Annotated in this window: 19 protein-coding genes; all 19 read right to left on the minus strand. The window is 43.5% G+C overall.

The features are described 5' to 3' along the window. Positions 1–47: 47 nt before the first annotated feature. The 19 genes from atpD to prfA all read right to left on the minus strand — a co-directional run bounded on the left by atpD (position 48) and on the right by prfA (position 16,827). A complete protein-coding gene (atpD, locus tag AC1TO4_RS04325) occupies positions 48–1,463 on the minus strand; it encodes a F0F1 ATP synthase subunit beta (RefSeq protein ID WP_482104313.1) in 1,416 nt (471 codons plus the stop codon). A gap of 44 nt (positions 1,464–1,507) precedes the next feature. Then, the gene (atpG, locus tag AC1TO4_RS04330) at positions 1,508–2,365 is read right to left on the minus strand and encodes an ATP synthase F1 subunit gamma (protein WP_482101112.1); all 858 of its coding nucleotides are present in this window, start codon (positions 2,363–2,365) and stop codon (positions 1,508–1,510) included. Positions 2,366–2,500: 135 nt separating this feature from the next. Further along, positions 2,501–4,009: a F0F1 ATP synthase subunit alpha gene (gene atpA, locus AC1TO4_RS04335; protein WP_482104314.1), complete on the minus strand. Its 1,509-nt coding sequence runs from the start codon at positions 4,007–4,009 to the stop codon at positions 2,501–2,503. Between the two features lie 25 nt (positions 4,010–4,034). After that, complete coding sequence (locus AC1TO4_RS04340) at positions 4,035–4,574, minus strand: F0F1 ATP synthase subunit delta (RefSeq protein WP_482104315.1); 540 nt, start codon at positions 4,572–4,574, stop codon at positions 4,035–4,037. Next, entirely contained in the window at positions 4,571–5,125 is a 555-nt protein-coding gene (gene atpF, locus AC1TO4_RS04345; RefSeq protein WP_482104316.1) for a F0F1 ATP synthase subunit B, read from the minus strand. Before atpF ends, AC1TO4_RS04340 begins: the two co-directional genes overlap by 4 nt. A 146-nt stretch (positions 5,126–5,271) precedes the next feature. Continuing rightward, positions 5,272–5,496, minus strand: a complete 225-nt coding sequence (atpE, locus tag AC1TO4_RS04350; RefSeq protein ID WP_149581150.1) for a F0F1 ATP synthase subunit C — start codon at positions 5,494–5,496, stop codon at positions 5,272–5,274. 65 nt (positions 5,497–5,561) lie between these two features. Beyond that, the gene (gene atpB / locus AC1TO4_RS04355; protein WP_482104317.1) at positions 5,562–6,287 is read right to left on the minus strand and encodes a F0F1 ATP synthase subunit A; all 726 of its coding nucleotides are present in this window, start codon (positions 6,285–6,287) and stop codon (positions 5,562–5,564) included. Positions 6,288–6,426: 139 nt separating this feature from the next. After that, on the minus strand, positions 6,427–6,798 hold the full coding sequence (locus AC1TO4_RS04360; RefSeq protein ID WP_482104318.1) for an ATP synthase subunit I: 372 nt from the start codon (positions 6,796–6,798) through the stop codon (positions 6,427–6,429). 596 nt (positions 6,799–7,394) lie between these two features. Then, a complete protein-coding gene (gene wecB / locus AC1TO4_RS04365; RefSeq protein ID WP_482104319.1) occupies positions 7,395–8,513 on the minus strand; it encodes a non-hydrolyzing UDP-N-acetylglucosamine 2-epimerase in 1,119 nt (372 codons plus the stop codon). Positions 8,514–8,532: 19 nt separating this feature from the next. Then, on the minus strand, positions 8,533–9,162 hold the full coding sequence (gene upp, locus AC1TO4_RS04370) for a uracil phosphoribosyltransferase (RefSeq protein WP_482104320.1): 630 nt from the start codon (positions 9,160–9,162) through the stop codon (positions 8,533–8,535). A gap of 211 nt (positions 9,163–9,373) precedes the next feature. Beyond that, positions 9,374–10,624, minus strand: a complete 1,251-nt coding sequence (gene glyA, locus AC1TO4_RS04375; protein WP_482104321.1) for a serine hydroxymethyltransferase — start codon at positions 10,622–10,624, stop codon at positions 9,374–9,376. 64 nt (positions 10,625–10,688) lie between these two features. Further along, complete coding sequence (locus AC1TO4_RS04380; RefSeq protein ID WP_482104322.1) at positions 10,689–11,234, minus strand: TIGR01440 family protein; 546 nt, start codon at positions 11,232–11,234, stop codon at positions 10,689–10,691. Between the two features lie 225 nt (positions 11,235–11,459). Continuing rightward, positions 11,460–11,897, minus strand: a complete 438-nt coding sequence (rpiB, locus tag AC1TO4_RS04385) for a ribose 5-phosphate isomerase B (RefSeq protein WP_482101123.1) — start codon at positions 11,895–11,897, stop codon at positions 11,460–11,462. Positions 11,898–12,114: 217 nt separating this feature from the next. Beyond that, a complete protein-coding gene (locus AC1TO4_RS04390; protein WP_482104323.1) occupies positions 12,115–12,555 on the minus strand; it encodes a low molecular weight protein arginine phosphatase in 441 nt (146 codons plus the stop codon). Positions 12,556–12,613: 58 nt separating this feature from the next. Then, positions 12,614–13,117: a manganese efflux pump MntP gene (locus AC1TO4_RS04395; protein ID WP_482104324.1), complete on the minus strand. Its 504-nt coding sequence runs from the start codon at positions 13,115–13,117 to the stop codon at positions 12,614–12,616. A gap of 68 nt (positions 13,118–13,185) precedes the next feature. Further along, the gene (locus AC1TO4_RS04400; RefSeq protein ID WP_482104325.1) at positions 13,186–14,214 is read right to left on the minus strand and encodes an L-threonylcarbamoyladenylate synthase; all 1,029 of its coding nucleotides are present in this window, start codon (positions 14,212–14,214) and stop codon (positions 13,186–13,188) included. Between the two features lie 60 nt (positions 14,215–14,274). Continuing rightward, positions 14,275–14,859, minus strand: coding sequence for a stage II sporulation protein R (locus AC1TO4_RS04405; RefSeq protein ID WP_482104326.1), 585 nt, complete (start codon positions 14,857–14,859; stop codon positions 14,275–14,277). 44 nt (positions 14,860–14,903) lie between these two features. Beyond that, complete coding sequence (gene prmC, locus AC1TO4_RS04410) at positions 14,904–15,758, minus strand: peptide chain release factor N(5)-glutamine methyltransferase (protein WP_482104327.1); 855 nt, start codon at positions 15,756–15,758, stop codon at positions 14,904–14,906. After that, positions 15,751–16,827 carry a peptide chain release factor 1 gene (gene prfA / locus AC1TO4_RS04415; protein ID WP_482101130.1) on the minus strand — a complete coding sequence of 359 codons (1,077 nt, stop codon included), beginning with the start codon at positions 16,825–16,827 and terminating at the stop codon, positions 15,751–15,753. Before prfA ends, prmC begins: the two co-directional genes overlap by 8 nt. Positions 16,828–17,143 lie beyond the last annotated feature (316 nt).

Below are 17,143 nucleotides of genomic sequence, written 5' to 3' on the forward strand. Positions count from 1 at the left end.
TCACCGGATGCTTTTATTTGATTTGGCAGGGATTTGAATCCTGCTGATTAAACTTCAACACCCATACCTTTTGCTTTTGCAATAGCGTCTTCAATCGTTCCGACAAGTCGGAATGCATCTTCTGGAAGGTGATCGTACTTACCTGCAAGAATTTCGCTGAAGCCTTTAATTGTTTCGGCAACTTGTACGTATGATCCTTTTTGTCCTGTGAACTGCTCAGCTACGTGGAAGTTTTGTGACAGGAAGTTTTGAACACGACGAGCGCGTCCAACTAGCTGCTTGTCTTCTTCTCCAAGTTCATCCATCCCTAGGATTGCGATGATATCTTGAAGTTCACGGTAACGCTGAAGCGTTTGTTGTACTTGACGTGCAATTTCGTAATGCTCTTCGCCGACGATTTCAGGGCTTAGTGCACGTGAAGTTGAAGCAAGTGGGTCAACCGCAGGGTAAATACCCATTTCAGAAAGTTTACGCTCAAGGTTCGTCGTTGCATCAAGGTGAGCGAACGTTGTAGCTGGAGCCGGGTCAGTATAGTCATCCGCTGGTACATAGATTGCTTGGATAGATGTAACTGAACCAGCATTTGTAGACGTGATACGTTCTTGAAGTGTACCCATTTCCGTTGCCAGTGTCGGTTGGTAACCAACTGCTGATGGCATACGGCCAAGTAGTGCTGAAACTTCAGAACCTGCTTGTGTAAAGCGGAAAATATTATCGATGAACAGAAGTACGTCCGCGCCTTGTACGTCACGGAAATGTTCTGCCATTGTAAGTCCAGATAAAGCAACACGCATACGTGCGCCAGGTGGCTCATTCATTTGACCGAAGACCATTGCCGTTTTCTTAATAACGCCGGAATCTGTCATTTCGTAGAATAAGTCGTTCCCTTCACGAGTACGTTCTCCAACGCCTGCGAATACGGAAATACCACCGTGTTCTTGTGCGATGTTATTGATCAATTCTTGAATTAGAACTGTTTTACCTACACCCGCACCACCGAAGAGGCCGATCTTACCGCCTTTAATGTATGGAGCAAGTAAGTCAACAACTTTAATACCTGTTACAAGAATTTCAACTTCAGTTGAAAGTTCTTCGAATACTGGAGCTAACCGGTGAATCGGGTCGCGGCGTTCTGAAGCCGGGATTTCCTCACCAAGGTCAATAATCTCTCCAAGTACGTTAAATACACGTCCAAGTGTAACGTCACCAACTGGGACCGAAATTGCAGAACCCATATCATCAACGATTGCTCCGCGTTGCAGACCATCTGTTGAAGACATTGCAATTGTACGTACAGAATCATCTCCGAGGTGAAGCGCGACTTCAAGTGTCAACGTTTCAGGCTCAGCGTTTGGACGTTCAATCTGAACTTTCAATGCGTTATAGATTTCAGGAAGCTGACCGTCTTCGAACTTGACGTCAACAACCGGACCCATAACTTGAAGAACATGTCCTTTATTCATACTTATTCCCTCCTGTCTTACTCTTTGCCGTACAGTGCCCGCTCCTATTCAAGAGCTGCGACGCCGCCAACGATCTCCGTAATTTGTTGCGTGATCGCAGCTTGTCGTGCACGGTTGAATGAAAGTGTTAAAGAATCTATCAAATCAGCTGCATTATCCGTAGCAGTTTTCATCGCTGTCATACTGGAAGCATGTTCACTCGCTTTTCCGTCAATTACAGCTCCGTAAATGAGACTTTCCGCGTATTGCGGAAGAAGCACTTCAAGGATTGCTTCACCTGAAGGCTCAAACTCATACGAAGTTGTTGCGGAAGTCGATGTGATGTCAGTGAGCGGAAGCAATTTCTTTTCCGTCACTTCACTTGCGATGGCGGAGACGAAGTGATTGTAATACAAATAGACTTCGTCATACTCGCCTTCTGTGAACATGCCAACAGCACGCTTCGCGATATCTTTTATCTCGTTGAAAGAGGGATGATCCGATAGACCAATCCGACTTTCAACGATATCGAAACCAAGTCGATCGAAAAAGTCGTAACCCTTTTGACCGATTGCAAGGATGCTCACTTCTTCTACTGAAGAGTGGCGTTTTTCAATCGCATTTTTTGCAATGCGCAAGATGTTGGCGTTGTACCCTCCAACAAGTCCACGGTCTGATGTAATAACGATATATCCAGTCTTTTTGACGGGCCGGGTTACCATCATCGGGTGACTCAAGTTGCTTGTTCCAGCTGCGATTGATCCGACAACTTCCTGAATTTTCCCCATGTACGGGATGAACGCTTTCGCATTCAGTTCGGCACGGCTCAATTTGGAAGCGGAGACCATTTGCATGGCTTTCGTAATTTGACTTGTCTTTTTCGTCGATTTAATACGGTTTTCTATGTCGCGTAAAGATGCCATTGGCAATTCTCACCACCTTTTGTTTTTTTGATCTATCATTTTGACGGTCTTTGTCAAAGACGATTCCTCTATTGACGCTTTCCGTCAAAGATGTGTCATTTTGACGGTCTTTGTCAAATATGATTCCATCTAGAATTATTCAGAACGTGCGAAAGTTTTCTTGAATGCGTTGAGTGCTCCTGCCATCAAATCATCAGCCGGAAGATCTTTCGTCGTACGAATTTGATCTAAAACATCAGTATGGTTCGTTTGTAGCCAGCTTAACAGTTCGCTTTCGAAACGCAGAATATCTTTAACTTCAATATCGTCAAGGAAACCACGTGTCAATGCATAAAGAACCATAACTTGCTGTTCTACTTTAAATGGTTTATTCAAATCCTGCTTCAAGATCTCAACTGTACGCGCTCCGCGGTCAAGTTTCGCCTGTGTTGCAGAATCAAGGTTAGAACCGAATTGCGAGAATGCTTCAAGCTCACGGTAAGCCGCAAGGTCAAGACGCAAAGTACCCGCAACTTTTTTCATTGCTTTAATTTGCGCTGAACCACCAACACGGGAAACGGAAAGACCGGCGTTAATCGCTGGACGTACACCCGAGAAGAATAGGTCAGATTGAAGGAATATTTGTCCATCAGTGATGGAGATTACGTTTGTTGGAATATAAGCGGAGATATCTCCTGCTTGTGTTTCAACGAATGGTAGTGCCGTGATCGAACCAGCACCAAGTGTATCATTCAACTTCGCTGCACGTTCAAGTAAACGAGAGTGAATATAGAATACATCACCAGGGTAAGCTTCACGGCCCGGAGGACGACGAAGTAGCAAAGAAAGTTCACGGTATGCCGCTGCTTGTTTAGTTAAATCATCATAAACAATTAGAACGTGCTTACCTTGGAACATGAATTCTTCAGCCATTGATATACCTGTGTAAGGTGCAAGATATAGTAGTGGAGCCGGTTGTGAAGCAGAAGCCGTTACGACGATTGTGTAATCAAGTGCACCGTTTTTACGGAGCGTTTCAACAACTCCACGAACTGTTGATTCTTTTTGACCGATTGCTACATAGATACAAATCATATCTTGGTCAGCTTGGTTTAGGATTGTATCAATCGCAACTGTCGTTTTACCTGTTTGACGGTCTCCGATTATCAATTCACGCTGTCCGCGTCCGATTGGTACTAGTGCATCAATCGCTTTAATGCCGGTTTGTAGTGGTTCATGAACGGATTTACGCGCCATAACCCCTTGTGCCGGACTTTCGATTGGACGTGTTTTTGTTGTTGCAATCGGACCTAATCCATCAACTGGTTGCCCAAGTGGATTTACAACGCGTCCGATTAATTCTTCACCAACAGGAACTTCCATAATACGGCCTGTTCGACGTACTTCATCGCCTTCTTTGATGTCCGTGTATGGCCCTAGGATAATGATACCAACGTTGTTCGCTTCCAAGTTTTGAGCCAGACCCAAGACGCCAGTAGAGAACTCTAAAAGTTCCCCAGCCATGGCGTTGTCGAGGCCATGAACACGTGCGATACCGTCACCAATTGAGATAACTGTACCTACCTCGCTCACTTTCATCTCAGATTGATAATTTTCAATCTGCTGTTTTATGAGAACACTGATTTCCTCAGCTTTGATGCTCATGCATGTCACCCCTCAAATTTCTGATTTATGAACCGATAAGATCCTGTTTCAGTCGCTCGAGCTTAGCGCTCACGCTGCTGTCGTAGATATTATTACCAATTTGGAGACGAATGCCTCCGATTAGGCTCGGATCGATGATATTTTCAATACGTAATGCTTGCTTACCGATTTTTTTCGCAAATGCTGTCGAAATTGCAAGGCTTTCATCCGCAGTAAGCAGTCGTGTAGAATACACTTTTGCTTCAGCAATTCCAGCTGCTTCATTCGTTAATGCGGTAAATTCGTTTACAAGGTTTACAACTTCGTTTATGCGTTGTTTGTCGAGCATTAGGTTCAATGTATTCAAAATGAGCTGGTTCGCTCCTTTAAATGAATCAGCCATAAGCTCTTTCTTTTTTGCAGCTTTTAATCTCGGCGTTTCAAGTAACTGACCGAGCTCTTTATTTGCTAGGAAAACTTTTTTCAATTCAAGAAGGTCTTCTTGAATCGGTCCAGTTTGTCCGTTTTGTTGTGCTAATTCGAACAATGCTAGTGCATAGCGTTGTGCAACAACCGATTGGCTCATCGCCCTTCGCCTGCCTTCACAATCGTTTCTTCGATCAATGCGCGATTATCTTCCTCGGAAATTTCTTTACCGAGTACTTTAGATGCTGCAAGGATAGAAAGAGATACGAATTCTCCGCGAACTGCCGCGACCGCTTTGTCTTTTTCTGAAGCAATTTCAAGCGTTGCTTCTTCTTTCATACGAACCACTTCTGAACGAGCCGCTGTGATGATTTCTGCACGTTGCGTTTCGCCTTGCTTACGGGCATTTTCAACAATCTCTTGAGCGTTGTTACGCGCTTCGTTCAAAAGGTTGCGCTGTTCTTCAAGAATCTGTTGTGATTCTGCACGGCTCTTTTCAGCCGATTCAATTTCATTTGCGATCAACTCAGCACGTTGATCCATGATACCCATAAGTGGGCCCCAAGCAACTTTCTTCAAAAGAAGCATGAGAATCGTGAAGAATAAGACTGTGACGATAATATCGCCAAGGTTCAACTTGTTATTCAATTGCGCCAATCCTTTAACGGCCTCACCATCTGCTGCCAATAGGACGAAGGTATCCATAAACACGATTAATTCACTCCCTTCAAGAGCTTACGTTTCTTTAAACTATGGAAAACGTTCATTATTTTCAAAATAAGATTTTCCTACTACATAAAAGAATGGCGAAGAACTTCAGACTACTCTCTTCGCCATTTAGTAAATATTTCTTATACTTACTTGTTCATTACGATAAATGCAATAACTGCTGCGAAAATCGGAACAACTTCAACAAGTGCAACACCGACGAACATGTTTGTTTGAAGAATACCGCGTGCTTCTGGTTGACGAGCGATTCCTTCTTGTGTTTTTGAAACGACTAGACCTGCACCTAGACCTGCACCTAGTGCACCTAAACCAATTGCGATTGCTGCTGCTAATAGACCAACTGAACCTACCATTATTGTTTCCTCCTAATATTCCCTGTTTTTTTGTTCTATCGCCCGGTTATCCGGGCATTATATGCTTAATGGTCTGTTGCCACTTTGTGTGACATGTAGACCATAGACAACATAACGAAGATAAATGATTGAATCGCCCCGACGAAAATCGAGAAGCCCATCCAAGCAAGTGACGGTACGACCGCTCCAAACAACCCGAGCATACCTGATGTTGCGAGTCCAGCCAGGAGTCCTAGAAGGACTTCACCGGCATAGATGTTACCATAAAGACGCAAACCGAGTGTCAGCGTGTTTGTAAATTCCTCAATGACTTTAAGCGGTGCAAGGAAAGGAAGTGGCTTAAGATAACCTTTTCCGTATTCTTTCAGCCCTGACATCTTAATGCCGTAATAGTGTGTGAGAGCAATGACCAAAACTGCTAGTGTCATTGTAATTACAGGGTCTGCTGTCGGTGATTTCCACCAAAGATCCCCATCCCAATAGATTGCTAATGGAATCCCTAATACGTTCGATACAAAGAGGAACATGATAAGGGTAATCCCCAACACGTGAAATCTACCACCTGTTTTCCAGTCCATGTTACTCTTGATGATTCCTTTAACGAAATCCATGACCCATTCAAAGAAGTTTTGCATGCCTGTCGGTTTCAACTGTAAACGACGTGTAGCGAAAAACGCGATTAGGAATACAATTGCACATGTGATGAAAAGCATTAAAACGTTTGAAAGATTGAATGTCATTTCAAATAATGTACCTTCGAAAGCCGTGTATAACGGATTTCCATGTTCCATTTTCGTTCACCTCCCTTTTGCAACCAGAATTAAGTCAAGCTATTTCTGCATCACTTCGCAGATAATACAGAATAGAAGTGCAGTAAGCTTTTTTCATAACGACTTGCATTAGAGAAAAGTCCTGCTGACGAAAAAAGCTTTACTGATGTCTAGCGTGGTATATGATCCTCTCAACTAGTAGAAGAACATAAGGTATCGCAAAGCCGATAATCGTACTGATTAGGTCAAAATATTCTGGCATCGCTGTTGCAACTGCAGCCGCACCTACACCAGAAGCGAAACGTATAAATGTCCCGAGCGAAGTACCATTTTTCCCTTGTGCAAATTTCCGTTCATAGTTTTCCATTTTACGGACAAGGATCCAAAAATTATACAATCCGAAAAGAGATCCGAGAATCAATCCTGCGAAAATCAATTTTAAGTCAGTAAATGCCCACCCCAGTACGAACAATGCGAGCAAAAAAAATAGAGCTCTTTTTTGCCTACTATAAATTTCTTGCAATGTTTGCATGGTTAGTTAATCTCCTGATTCGTATTTCCGGATTGGATGGAGCCTTGCAACTTCGACTTAGATAAGGCGTAGTTGAAAGCAATTTCACAAGGAATAGCGGGGTGTTCCGTTTCGCTGTCTAGCCAGTTATTTGTCCAATCTAAGCAGGACGCTTACATTAATGATGGCAAGACACTGAAAAGGATGGAACCTGTTATTTAGTAGCGAGTATTGTCGAATGAAAGGCAGTTCGGCAAATGCTACATCTTATCAAATGCATGATACTATTTAGGCCTCTGCATATCCGTCAAAAAGCGATAGATAATTACAAAGCCTTAACATTCACATTTAGTTGCCGTTTCAAATAAGAAAACCCTATCATTCTAACCCTTTGTAAGCATACAATAGGCATATTTTGATGTCAATTGATTACAGTGAAATTTTTCACAAAGACTTCACTTTGTCAAACATTCGTCAAATTTGGCGTTTATTTCGCGAATCGTATTTTTCACGAAAATCATATTAGGGTTTTGCCTAATGTGTCGTGTCGAGCCATGAAGGCCCTGTCTAAAAAAAAGACGGCCCTTTTATTCGGCCGTCATTCTTATACCTTTTGCTTAAATGGAGGATAAGTATTTTTTCAGTGCTTCAACAATTCGTTCAGAGGCATGGCCATCACCATATGGATTCGATGCTTTGGCCATTTTATTGTATTCCACTTCGTCGGACAAAAGTGTATCCGTTAAATTGAAGATTGTTTCTTCATCCGTACCGGCCAGTTTTAGTGTACCGGCTTCGATTCCTTCCGGACGTTCGGTTGTATCACGCAATACGATAACGGGCTTTCCAAGTGATGGTGCTTCTTCTTGGATACCGCCCGAGTCCGTCAAGATAATGTGTGAACGCGCCGCAAAGTTATGGAAGTCGAGAACTTCAAGTGGTTCAATCAGATGAACGCGATCATTGTCACCGAAAAGTTCATCAGCTACTTCGCGCACTGCCGGATTCATATGAACAGGATAGATAACTTGGATATCGTCATACTTAACAAGCAACCGGTTAATGGCTCGGAACATATTGCGCATCGGTTCGCCCAGATTTTCACGGCGGTGTGCTGTTAACAATATAAGCTTGTCCGTTCCGATTTTGTCGAGAACTGGATGGGAGTATTCTTCACGCACTGTTGTTTGAAGTGCGTCGATTGCAGTATTACCTGTTATATAAATACGATCTTCCGACTTGCCTTCTTCAATAAGGTTGCGAGCGGATTGCTCTGTTGGCGAGAAATGCAGATCAGCAATGACACCTGTTAACTGCCGGTTCATCTCCTCCGGGTACGGTGAGTATTTATTCCACGTGCGAAGTCCTGCTTCTACATGTCCAACTGCAATTCGGTTATAAAAAGCAGCTAAGCTACCGATGAAAGTAGTCGACGTATCTCCGTGAACAAGTACGATATCCGGTTGAGCTTCTTTCATGATGCGGTCAAGTCCTTCAAGACCGCGAGTTGCAACGTCAATGAGTGTTTGACGGTCTTTCATGATATTTAGATCATAATCAGGGATGATACCGAATGTGTGTAGCACCTGATCCAGCATTTCACGGTGCTGAGCCGTAACCGTTACGATTGATTCGATATCGTTCGAATGCTTTTGCAATTCTAGTACAAGCGGCGCCATTTTAATGGCTTCAGGACGCGTACCAAAAATCGTCATAACTTTCCATTTCTTAGTCAATGTATTCACGCCTTCCAACTCATTTTGTTCCGAATAGACGATCGCCTGCATCGCCAAGTCCTGGGACTATGTAGCCTTTTTCATCCAATTTCTCATCAAGTGCAGCGATGAAAATATCTACATCAGGATGTGCATCGGTCATTGCTTTTACACCTTCAGGCGCGGCAATCAGACACATGAATGTAATGTGTTTTGCTCCACGGCTTTTCAATGAATTGGCCGCTGCAATTGCGGATCCGCCTGTTGCAAGCATAGGATCGACAAGGATGAAGTTACGTTCTGATACGTCTGAAGGCAGTTTCACATAGTATTCAACCGGCTGTAATGTTTCAGGATCACGGTAAAGTCCGATATGCCCTACTTTTGCTGCCGGAATCAGTTTAAGGATGCCATCCACCATTCCGATTCCTGCACGCAAAATCGGTACGATACCGAGTTTTTTACCTGCAAGAACGTTCGATTTGGACTTACAAACCGGTGTTTGAATTTCCACTTCATGAACAGGAAGGTCGCGCGTAATTTCATATGCCATAAGTGTTGCCACTTCGTCGACGAGTTCACGGAATTCTTTTGTTCCTGTGTTGATGTCACGTATGTACGTTAGTTTATGCTGAATAAGCGGATGATCAAATACATGTATTTTCGGCATTGGTTTTCGCCCCTTTTCGGAATGTCCTGTTCATTATAACAGAAATGTTCTCGTTCTGGGATGCCTAACAACCGACTGCTCAATGTCTAACTATTCGGCAAGCAATCGGTCGACTTCTAGCAGTGGCATTGGCTTGTAATAATAGAACCCCTGTCCTATTTTACATAAAACAAGCCGCCATCAAATAGATAGCGGCTTGACTATTAGACGATTATGCGTAAAGAGGGAATTTATCCGTCAATGTCGCAACGCGTTCTAGAGCTTCTTTTTTCACAGCTTCGTCTTCATGGTTTTTCAAGACTTTAGCCATGATAGATGCGATTTCCTTCATTTCTTCTTCTTTGAAACCGCGTGTTGTAACCGCAGGAGTACCAAGACGGACACCTGAAGTAACGAATGGGCTTTCTGTATCGAATGGAATCGTGTTTTTGTTCACAGTAATGCCGACTTCATCCAATACTTTCTCTGCAATTTTACCTGTGATTTCAAGTGAACGCAGGTTAAGCAATACCAAATGGTTGTCTGTTCCGCCAGATACGATATCGACGCCTTCAGCGATAAGTGCTGCTGCAAGTGCTTTTGCATTGCTTTTCACTTGTTGGATATACGTTTTGAATTCTGGTTTCTGTGCTTCTCCAAATGCAACCGCTTTTGCAGCGATAACGTGCATCAATGGACCGCCTTGAACGCCTGGGAAGATTGACTTGTTAAGTTTTTTCTCGAATTCCTGTGTAGAAAGGATTAGTCCACCACGCGGTCCGCGCAATGTTTTATGTGTTGTTGAAGTAACAAAATGTGCATGTGGAACTGGGTTTTGGTGTTCGCCCACTGCAACAAGTCCTGCGATATGCGCCATATCAACGAATAGATATGCACCGACTTCATCTGCAATTTGACGGAACCTTGCAAAGTCAATTTCACGTGGGTATGCACTTGCACCCGCAACGATCATTTTCGGTTTGTGCTCAAGTGCTTTTTGACGGACATCGTCGTAGTCAATTAGCTCGTCCTCTTCGCCCACGCCGTAATCGACGAAGTTGTACAATTCGCCTGAGAAGTTAACTGGGCTTCCGTGCGTCAAGTGACCGCCGTGTGAAAGATTCATACCAAGAACTGTATCTCCAGGCTCAAGAACAGCAAAATAAACAGCCATATTCGCTTGTGCACCAGAGTGTGGCTGAACGTTTGCGTATTCCGCACCGAAAATTTCTTTTACTCGGTCGCGTGCAATGTTTTCAACAACGTCGACGTGTTCGCAACCGCCATAGTAACGTTTGCCTGGGTAGCCTTCTGCGTATTTGTTTGTCAAATATGATCCTTGTGCTTCCATAACTGCTTCTGTTACGAAGTTTTCGGATGCGATCAATTCGATATTAGATTGTTGACGCTTTTTCTCCGCCATAATTGCATCGTATACTGCTACGTCTTCACGTTGCACGTTACCCAATTTGTTCAATTCCATTTTTTCATTCCCCTTCACTATCATCTATTTTTTATTCGGTCTACAGTGGCCAGATGTAAACGCTTTATTCATACATTGCTCTAGTTCCACCAATCAACTTTGGCCGAGTTGTGGCTACCGACACATTTGCATTACCAACAGTTCGGATGGATGTACGCAATGGAACAGCTACTTGTTTCAAATGCATGCCGATCAGCGTTTGTCCTATATCGATACCAGCACTTGCGCTAATCTGCTCCACGACAACTGGATCATTCATATGCTGATAGGCATAGGCAGACATGGAACCACCCGCATTGATGACCGGAATGACTGAGACTGGTTCAAGCATGAACTTTTCAGCGACATGACGTTCAATTGTCAAAGCTCTATTAATGTGTTCGCACCCTTGGAATGCAAGAAATAATTTGTGTTTCTCAGCAAAGTCTTTCAGAGGTCCATATAGCGCTTCTCCGATTTCAAGCGCTCCTCCTGTACCAATTCGTTTGCCAGCAACTTCAGAAGTCGAACACCCTACGACGAATAGCGTACCTGAACGAAATTGCGTTTGTTCAGACATTTCCGCTAACAATTGTTCCAGTTGAAGCTTCCATAAATTCAAAGCGTCCACTTTTACCACCTGCTTTCTTGTGGTATTTAGACTGTCCAGCGCTGTTGAGGGCTAAACGGCCACCTGCGCTTTTTAGGTTGGCTAGCTCCGGCGCCTACGCTTTTCAGATTGTCCAGCTCCGGCGGCCAGACGCTCGGGTCATAAGTCAATCCCGCTGTGCGGCAAAGGGCGCCGCTTCGCAGGCTTGTCTTATGCCTGTCGCGTCTAAACGGCCGCCTACACTTTTCAGGATTCCAATTCCATAAGCTTTCCGATTCTTCGTTCGTGTCTTCCGCCTTCGAATTGTGTATCTAGCCAAGCCGCAGCTACTTCTCTGGCATGTCCTGGGCCGATGACGCGTTCGCCCATCGCGAGGATGTTTGAATCGTTATGTTGCCTTGTCGCTTTGGCACTGAAGACGTCATGGACAAGTGCACATCGAATTCCTTTTACTTTATTTGCTGCAATAGACATCCCGATGCCCGTTCCGCAAATAAGAATACCACGGTCAAATTCTCCCGATGCCACTCCATTTGCGACTGGTGCTGCAAAATCGGGGTAGTCCACGGATTCATCTGATTTGGGACCAAAATCTACAAACTCTAATGATAACTCTGACATTAATTTAATAATTTCATGTCGAAGATTGTTTCCGCCATGGTCTGAAGAAATCGCAATTTTCACAGGATCCCCCTTTTCATAATATACTCACAACTTATTCTATCAGATTTTCACAAAAAAAACACACCCCTCATGAAAATGGGCTGTATTTTTTAGTTGATATAGCATTCCGCCAAATGCACATGAAAGTTCCGGTATTATTTTGTACAATCGAAGCGGCTTATTACATCATATAGTTCCTCCGTAAGCCGAATTTCTTTTTTCCTTTTTCAGCCATTCCCTATTCCCCCGTCAGTTTGTGTTCGAGCACATCGATGATTTTCGACAACTCATTGAATGCCTGTCGGTAGGTTTCAAGATCGCCTCCAAATGGATCTTGGACGTCCCCCGTCAATGCCAATTCCGCATATCCTTTTATTGTAAATACCTTATCGTCTATTTCCGGATAGGAATTTACTAGGTTCTCCTTGTGCGATTGTGTCATCGTCAAAACAATATCTGCCCATTCCAGATTTTCTTCTGTTACTTCCTCCGAAACTGGGGTATAAGGCATGTCCGCTGATTCAATGAGCGTTTTCGCATTCAATGAAATCGGCCAGCCATCGCGTGCATAAACGCCAGCCGAGCGAACAGACACATTGTTAATTGCTTTTGATCGAAGAATCGCTTCCGCCATTGGGCTTCTGCATGTATTTCCTGTACATATAAAATAAACATTCACTTCTATTACCTTCTCTCTTTAGATTAGCTGATTCTTGTGAATAAAGAAACTGTGAATTTCAACGAAAACATGACATTATCCCTAAAACTAGTAAAGCCAAACCTGCTATTCGTCTCAGTACTTTTCCGTTTTTTAGACCCATATGCCCCTTTATCCGCAGAGCTGCATATGAAAAGACAAACGTGAAAAAACCAGATGCAAGTATGAACAGTGTTTTATCCATCTGAAGCATACCAAATGAAACACTGACTGAAAAGGCATCTACACTCACTGCAAATGCGATAAACAATGGCGGAATTTGTTGAGAAGAGGATTTTTTTTCATCCGCTTGCAACAGCATATGTATGCCGATCAAACTGAGCATTACGCCTGATAAAATGCTGCTCCAGACTGTAAATATATGCGCTGACAGTTCTCCCGTTATAAATCCTAGAAAAGGAAATACCATATTAAGAAATGATGTCCATAGCGCTAAAACAAATTTCCCTCTTTTAATTTGTAGGAAAGAATAGATTACAATAACGTCCAAGGTTGTTATTCCAGCCGCGAAAACTTCTTCCAAAGTAAAACCTCCCCTAAATCAGCATCAGTCAATCTTATGCGGATTTAAGGGAGGTCATTCGTAAGCATTCAGTTGATATATCTTTTACCTTCGGCGGCTTTCATTAACCGATTCATAACAGCAGCACCTACTCCAGACATGTCCGTCTCGACAGCAAGAATAATATCCGCATCGGTCAAATCACATTTACGGAGTGCTGCGTACAAATTTGTCGCCATTGCTTCATTATCCTGCGCGGGACCGACTGAAAAAAACCAATCCGCACCCAAGGCACCTAGATCATCATGCCCGATAAACGCGACTTTCTTGCCCTCAGCCTGAAGGGTATCGACTGCTTTACTAATGCCTTCAGCTTCGTTGTTGATAATGTACAGAGGTGCTTCAGGTGCATAATGCAAATACTTCATGCCGGGTGAACGCGGCGCTTGTTCACCGACGACTGTATTCTCCGATACTACTGGACCAATGATGCTTTCTATCATTTCCTGTGTAATACCACCTGGCCGTAGAATTGTAGGCGGAACTGTCGTCATGTCCAGTACTGTCGATTCAACTCCGACACCGGTTTGACCACCATCTAAAATGAGGGGAATGAGACCGTTCAAATCTTTGTAAACGTGAGCTGCCTCTGTTGGACTCGGTTTTCCGCTTCGATTGGCACTTGGTGCTGCTAACGGTTCTCCGAGCGCACGTAAGAGTTCCAGTGCAACGGGATGATCAGGCATACGGATTGCGACTGTTTCAACACCTGGAGTTACATTCGCGGCTATCACACCGGGAATTTTATGAAACACAAGTGTCAGCGGACCAGGCCAATAAGCATCCATCAGTTTTTCTGCATTTCCTGCAATAGCCGATGCATAGGTGTGAACTTGTTCTTTTTGACCAATATGTACGATTAGCGGATTGTCTGATGGCCTTCCTTTTGCTTCGAAGATTCTCTGTACGGCTTGTTCATCAGTTGCCATCGCACCTAAGCCATATACCGTCTCCGTCGGGAACGCAACGACACCGCCATTTTTTAATATATCCACAGCCTGTTCATAGTTTTTTTTGTTATCCAGAATGTTATCCACTGAAGTTAAAATCGTTTTCATACACTAATCCTCCACTTATACACATTTCCCTGAGTTTATCCACAAAAATAGTTGATAACTTTATGCGAAAAGACTTTTTATCCACTCCCAAACAAAGAAAGTGACTTTTTCCTCTTCTTCCTCTTTTACTTCTACTTCTACTGCTTTTTCGGGTTTATCGGGAAAACAGATTTTCGGAAATAACTCACACCACCAATTATCCCCACGTCCACTGCCAATCGTCAAAATGTATGCATCATATTCCGCTTGTGGAGCAATCATTAGCCCTGAGCGTTTAGGTGGAAACAAAGCATTTTTACGAATCAATGAAACATCTGCTCCATTTGACATCGAATTGGCAATGTCTAGAATTGTGATTTCAAGTGCTGCTAAGTTATCCCCAAGCTCTTGTTTCGTTCGTGACTTATTTACAGCCTCTTCGATAAGCGGCTGTATTTTTTGTTGAATATCACTTTTCACTTGCTGGTCGGCTGGTGCATTGGAATCAGCCAACAACCTAAATCGGATTGATTGTTCATCGTCGCCTGCTTCCGCGAACACCGTTATAAAAGACTGAATAATAATGAGCACAATAATGAATTCAATATAAGGGAGCACTTTTTGACCTATTGTTTTCGTTCTCCTAATCTCATAGTCTGGTAACATCGCTATCCCCTCCTACTCTGCATTGTTGCCAGAGTTAGGGAGATTTATTCACGAGTCTCGCAAAATATGATTCGGTCTTTGCCGTTGATATCTTTTACCGTCTCCACTGTCGCTTTCGGAAATGCTACTTTAAATAGGTTGTGCACAGCAGTTCCTTGCAGAAAACCGATTTCAACTGCAATGAGAAAAGGTGTATTCATAAGCGGCGGTAAGCTTTCAGCAAGCCTTCTGTAAAAGTAGAGGCCGTCTTCATCCGCAAACAAAGCATTATGCGGCTCGTGGTTGAGTACGTTGCCAGACATGGACGCAGCTTCCTCATGTGCAATGTAAGGCGGATTCGATAAGACGACATCCCACTTTTCTCCTGCAATCGGAGCGGTTAAATCGCCATGCAGGAAAGTAACGGCGGCATCATTCGCATTCGCGTTATGTTCAGCAATTGTTAGTGCTTCTTTACTGATGTCTGTTGCTGTAACGCTTGCTTCTGGCCATTCTTTTTTGAATGAAACTGCAATAGCGCCACTGCCGGTTCCAATATCCGCAACGCTGATTGTTTTACTACTGAAGATTTTACGCGCTTTAGCGAGTGCACCATAAACGAGTTCTTCCGTTTCAGGTCGAGGGATTAAAACATTTTCATTTACTTTAAATGTGTAACCGTAAAAACCTTCTTCACCAATTACATATTGAACAGGTTTTCCTTCGAGCAGTTCGGCGGTTTTATCCCAAAATGCAGAATGCTGGTCGACTGTAAGTTGTTGTTGTATATCGGCAAATAAAGTAGCTCTGGATTTTTGCGTAACAAATTCCATTAGAAGTTGTGCAGCATGCGGTTCGAGTCCAGTTTCCTCCAATAAAGAAGAAGCCCGCTGGAGAGCTTCATAAATTTTTTCAGTCATTGCGATCCAAACTTTCCAGACGAAATGCTTGTTCTTCCATGATCAATGCGTCGATTACTTCATCCAGTTTGCCTTCAATAATCTGATCGAGTTTCTGAATCGTCAGGCCGATGCGATGATCGGTCACTCGGTTTTGCGGGAAGTTGTACGTGCGGATTCGCTCTGAACGATCCCCTGTACCCACTGCAGATTTTCTCTTTTCATCGTACTCATCTTGTATTTCGCGTGTGAATTTATCGGAAACACGAGCTCGTAATACTTTCATTGCTTTTTCTTTATTTTTAATTTGTGATTTTTCATCTTGAATGGATACTGTAATTCCTGTTGGTAAATGCGTAAGTCGAACCGCGGACATTGTTGTATTGACGGACTGGCCTCCAGGACCGGATGATGCGAATGTATCGGTTCTGATGTCTTTTTCATGGATGACGATTTCGACTTCTTCCGCTTCTGGAAGACACGCGACGGTTGCGGTCGATGTATGTGTCCGCCCGCCCGATTCAGTTTCAGGTACCCGCTGCACGCGGTGTGCTCCGTTTTCATATTTCAACTTCGAATAGGCACCATTGCCGTTAATGAGGAAAATAATTTCTTTAAAGCCACCAAGTTCTGTCGGGGAAGAATCCAAGACGTCCACTTTCCAGTGATTCATCTCCGCGTAGCGGCTGTACATACGGAATAAGCTACCCGCAAACAGTGCTGCTTCGTCGCCTCCAGCTGCCCCTCGGATTTCCATAATAACGTTTTTCTTGTCATTCGGATCTGTCGGAACGAGCAATAGTTTTAACTTTTCTTCATAAGACTCGATTTGATCATCCAGCTCAGAAATTTCCATTTTGACAAGTTCTTTCATGTCATCGTCAAGATGCTCATTCAACATTTCTTTGGCACTTTTATGTTCTGCTACTGCATGTTTATACGAGCGATACGTCTCGACCTTTTCCTGTAGACCGGATTGTTCAATCGAATACTCACGGAGCTTGGTCATGTCGCTCACTACGTCTGGATCACTAAGCATTTCATTCAGCTGGTCGTATCTATCTTCTACTGCTTGAAGCCTATCAAACATTATGGACACCTCATTTTCAGGACTGATTTGTACGTTCATTGTACGGGAATTCTTGGTTTAAATACAGTTATTTCACTGGAACTAAAGGTTCGTTGAAGGTTTGGATGAAGTTCTAATTGTAGACCCTTCTTTTAAAGGTTACGGCAATGCACAAGACATCAATTACGCCTCGGCGTAATTGATGTCCAGATTTTGAATCGAGCTTGCTCGATTGACTCCTTTCAAAATCTGTGACATCCGCCGGAGGCTTTATCAGGGAGGAATTGAACTTCATTCCTCCTCGTTCAGCGGGCGTTCGGACACCCGCTGAACAGGA

The sequence above is a fragment of the Sporosarcina sp. Y838 genome (assembly GCF_056786515.1).

What these genes read in the sequence shown, in the direction of transcription:
- atpD (WP_482104313.1), bottom strand. Translation starts at nt 1,463, where the DNA reads ATGAATAAAGGACATGTTCTTCAAGTTATGGGTCCGGTTGTTGACGTC.
- atpG (WP_482101112.1), bottom strand. Translation starts at nt 2,365, where the DNA reads ATGGCATCTTTACGCGACATAGAAAACCGTATTAAATCGACGAAAAAG.
- atpA (WP_482104314.1), bottom strand. Translation starts at nt 4,009, where the DNA reads ATGAGCATCAAAGCTGAGGAAATCAGTGTTCTCATAAAACAGCAGATT.
- AC1TO4_RS04340 (WP_482104315.1), bottom strand. Translation starts at nt 4,574, where the DNA reads ATGAGCCAATCGGTTGTTGCACAACGCTATGCACTAGCATTGTTCGAA.
- atpE (WP_149581150.1), bottom strand. Translation starts at nt 5,496, where the DNA reads ATGGTAGGTTCAGTTGGTCTATTAGCAGCAGCAATCGCAATTGGTTTA.
- atpB (WP_482104317.1), bottom strand. Translation starts at nt 6,287, where the DNA reads ATGGAACATGGAAATCCGTTATACACGGCTTTCGAAGGTACATTATTT.
- AC1TO4_RS04360 (WP_482104318.1), bottom strand. Translation starts at nt 6,798, where the DNA reads ATGCAAACATTGCAAGAAATTTATAGTAGGCAAAAAAGAGCTCTATTT.
- upp (WP_482104320.1), bottom strand. Translation starts at nt 9,162, where the DNA reads ATGCCGAAAATACATGTATTTGATCATCCGCTTATTCAGCATAAACTA.
- glyA (WP_482104321.1), bottom strand. Translation starts at nt 10,624, where the DNA reads ATGGAATTGAACAAATTGGGTAACGTGCAACGTGAAGACGTAGCAGTA.
- AC1TO4_RS04400 (WP_482104325.1), bottom strand. Translation starts at nt 14,214, where the DNA reads ATGAAAACGATTTTAACTTCAGTGGATAACATTCTGGATAACAAAAAA.
- AC1TO4_RS04405 (WP_482104326.1), bottom strand. Translation starts at nt 14,859, where the DNA reads ATGTTACCAGACTATGAGATTAGGAGAACGAAAACAATAGGTCAAAAA.
- prmC (WP_482104327.1), bottom strand. Translation starts at nt 15,758, where the DNA reads ATGACTGAAAAAATTTATGAAGCTCTCCAGCGGGCTTCTTCTTTATTG.
- prfA (WP_482101130.1), bottom strand. Translation starts at nt 16,827, where the DNA reads ATGTTTGATAGGCTTCAAGCAGTAGAAGATAGATACGACCAGCTGAAT.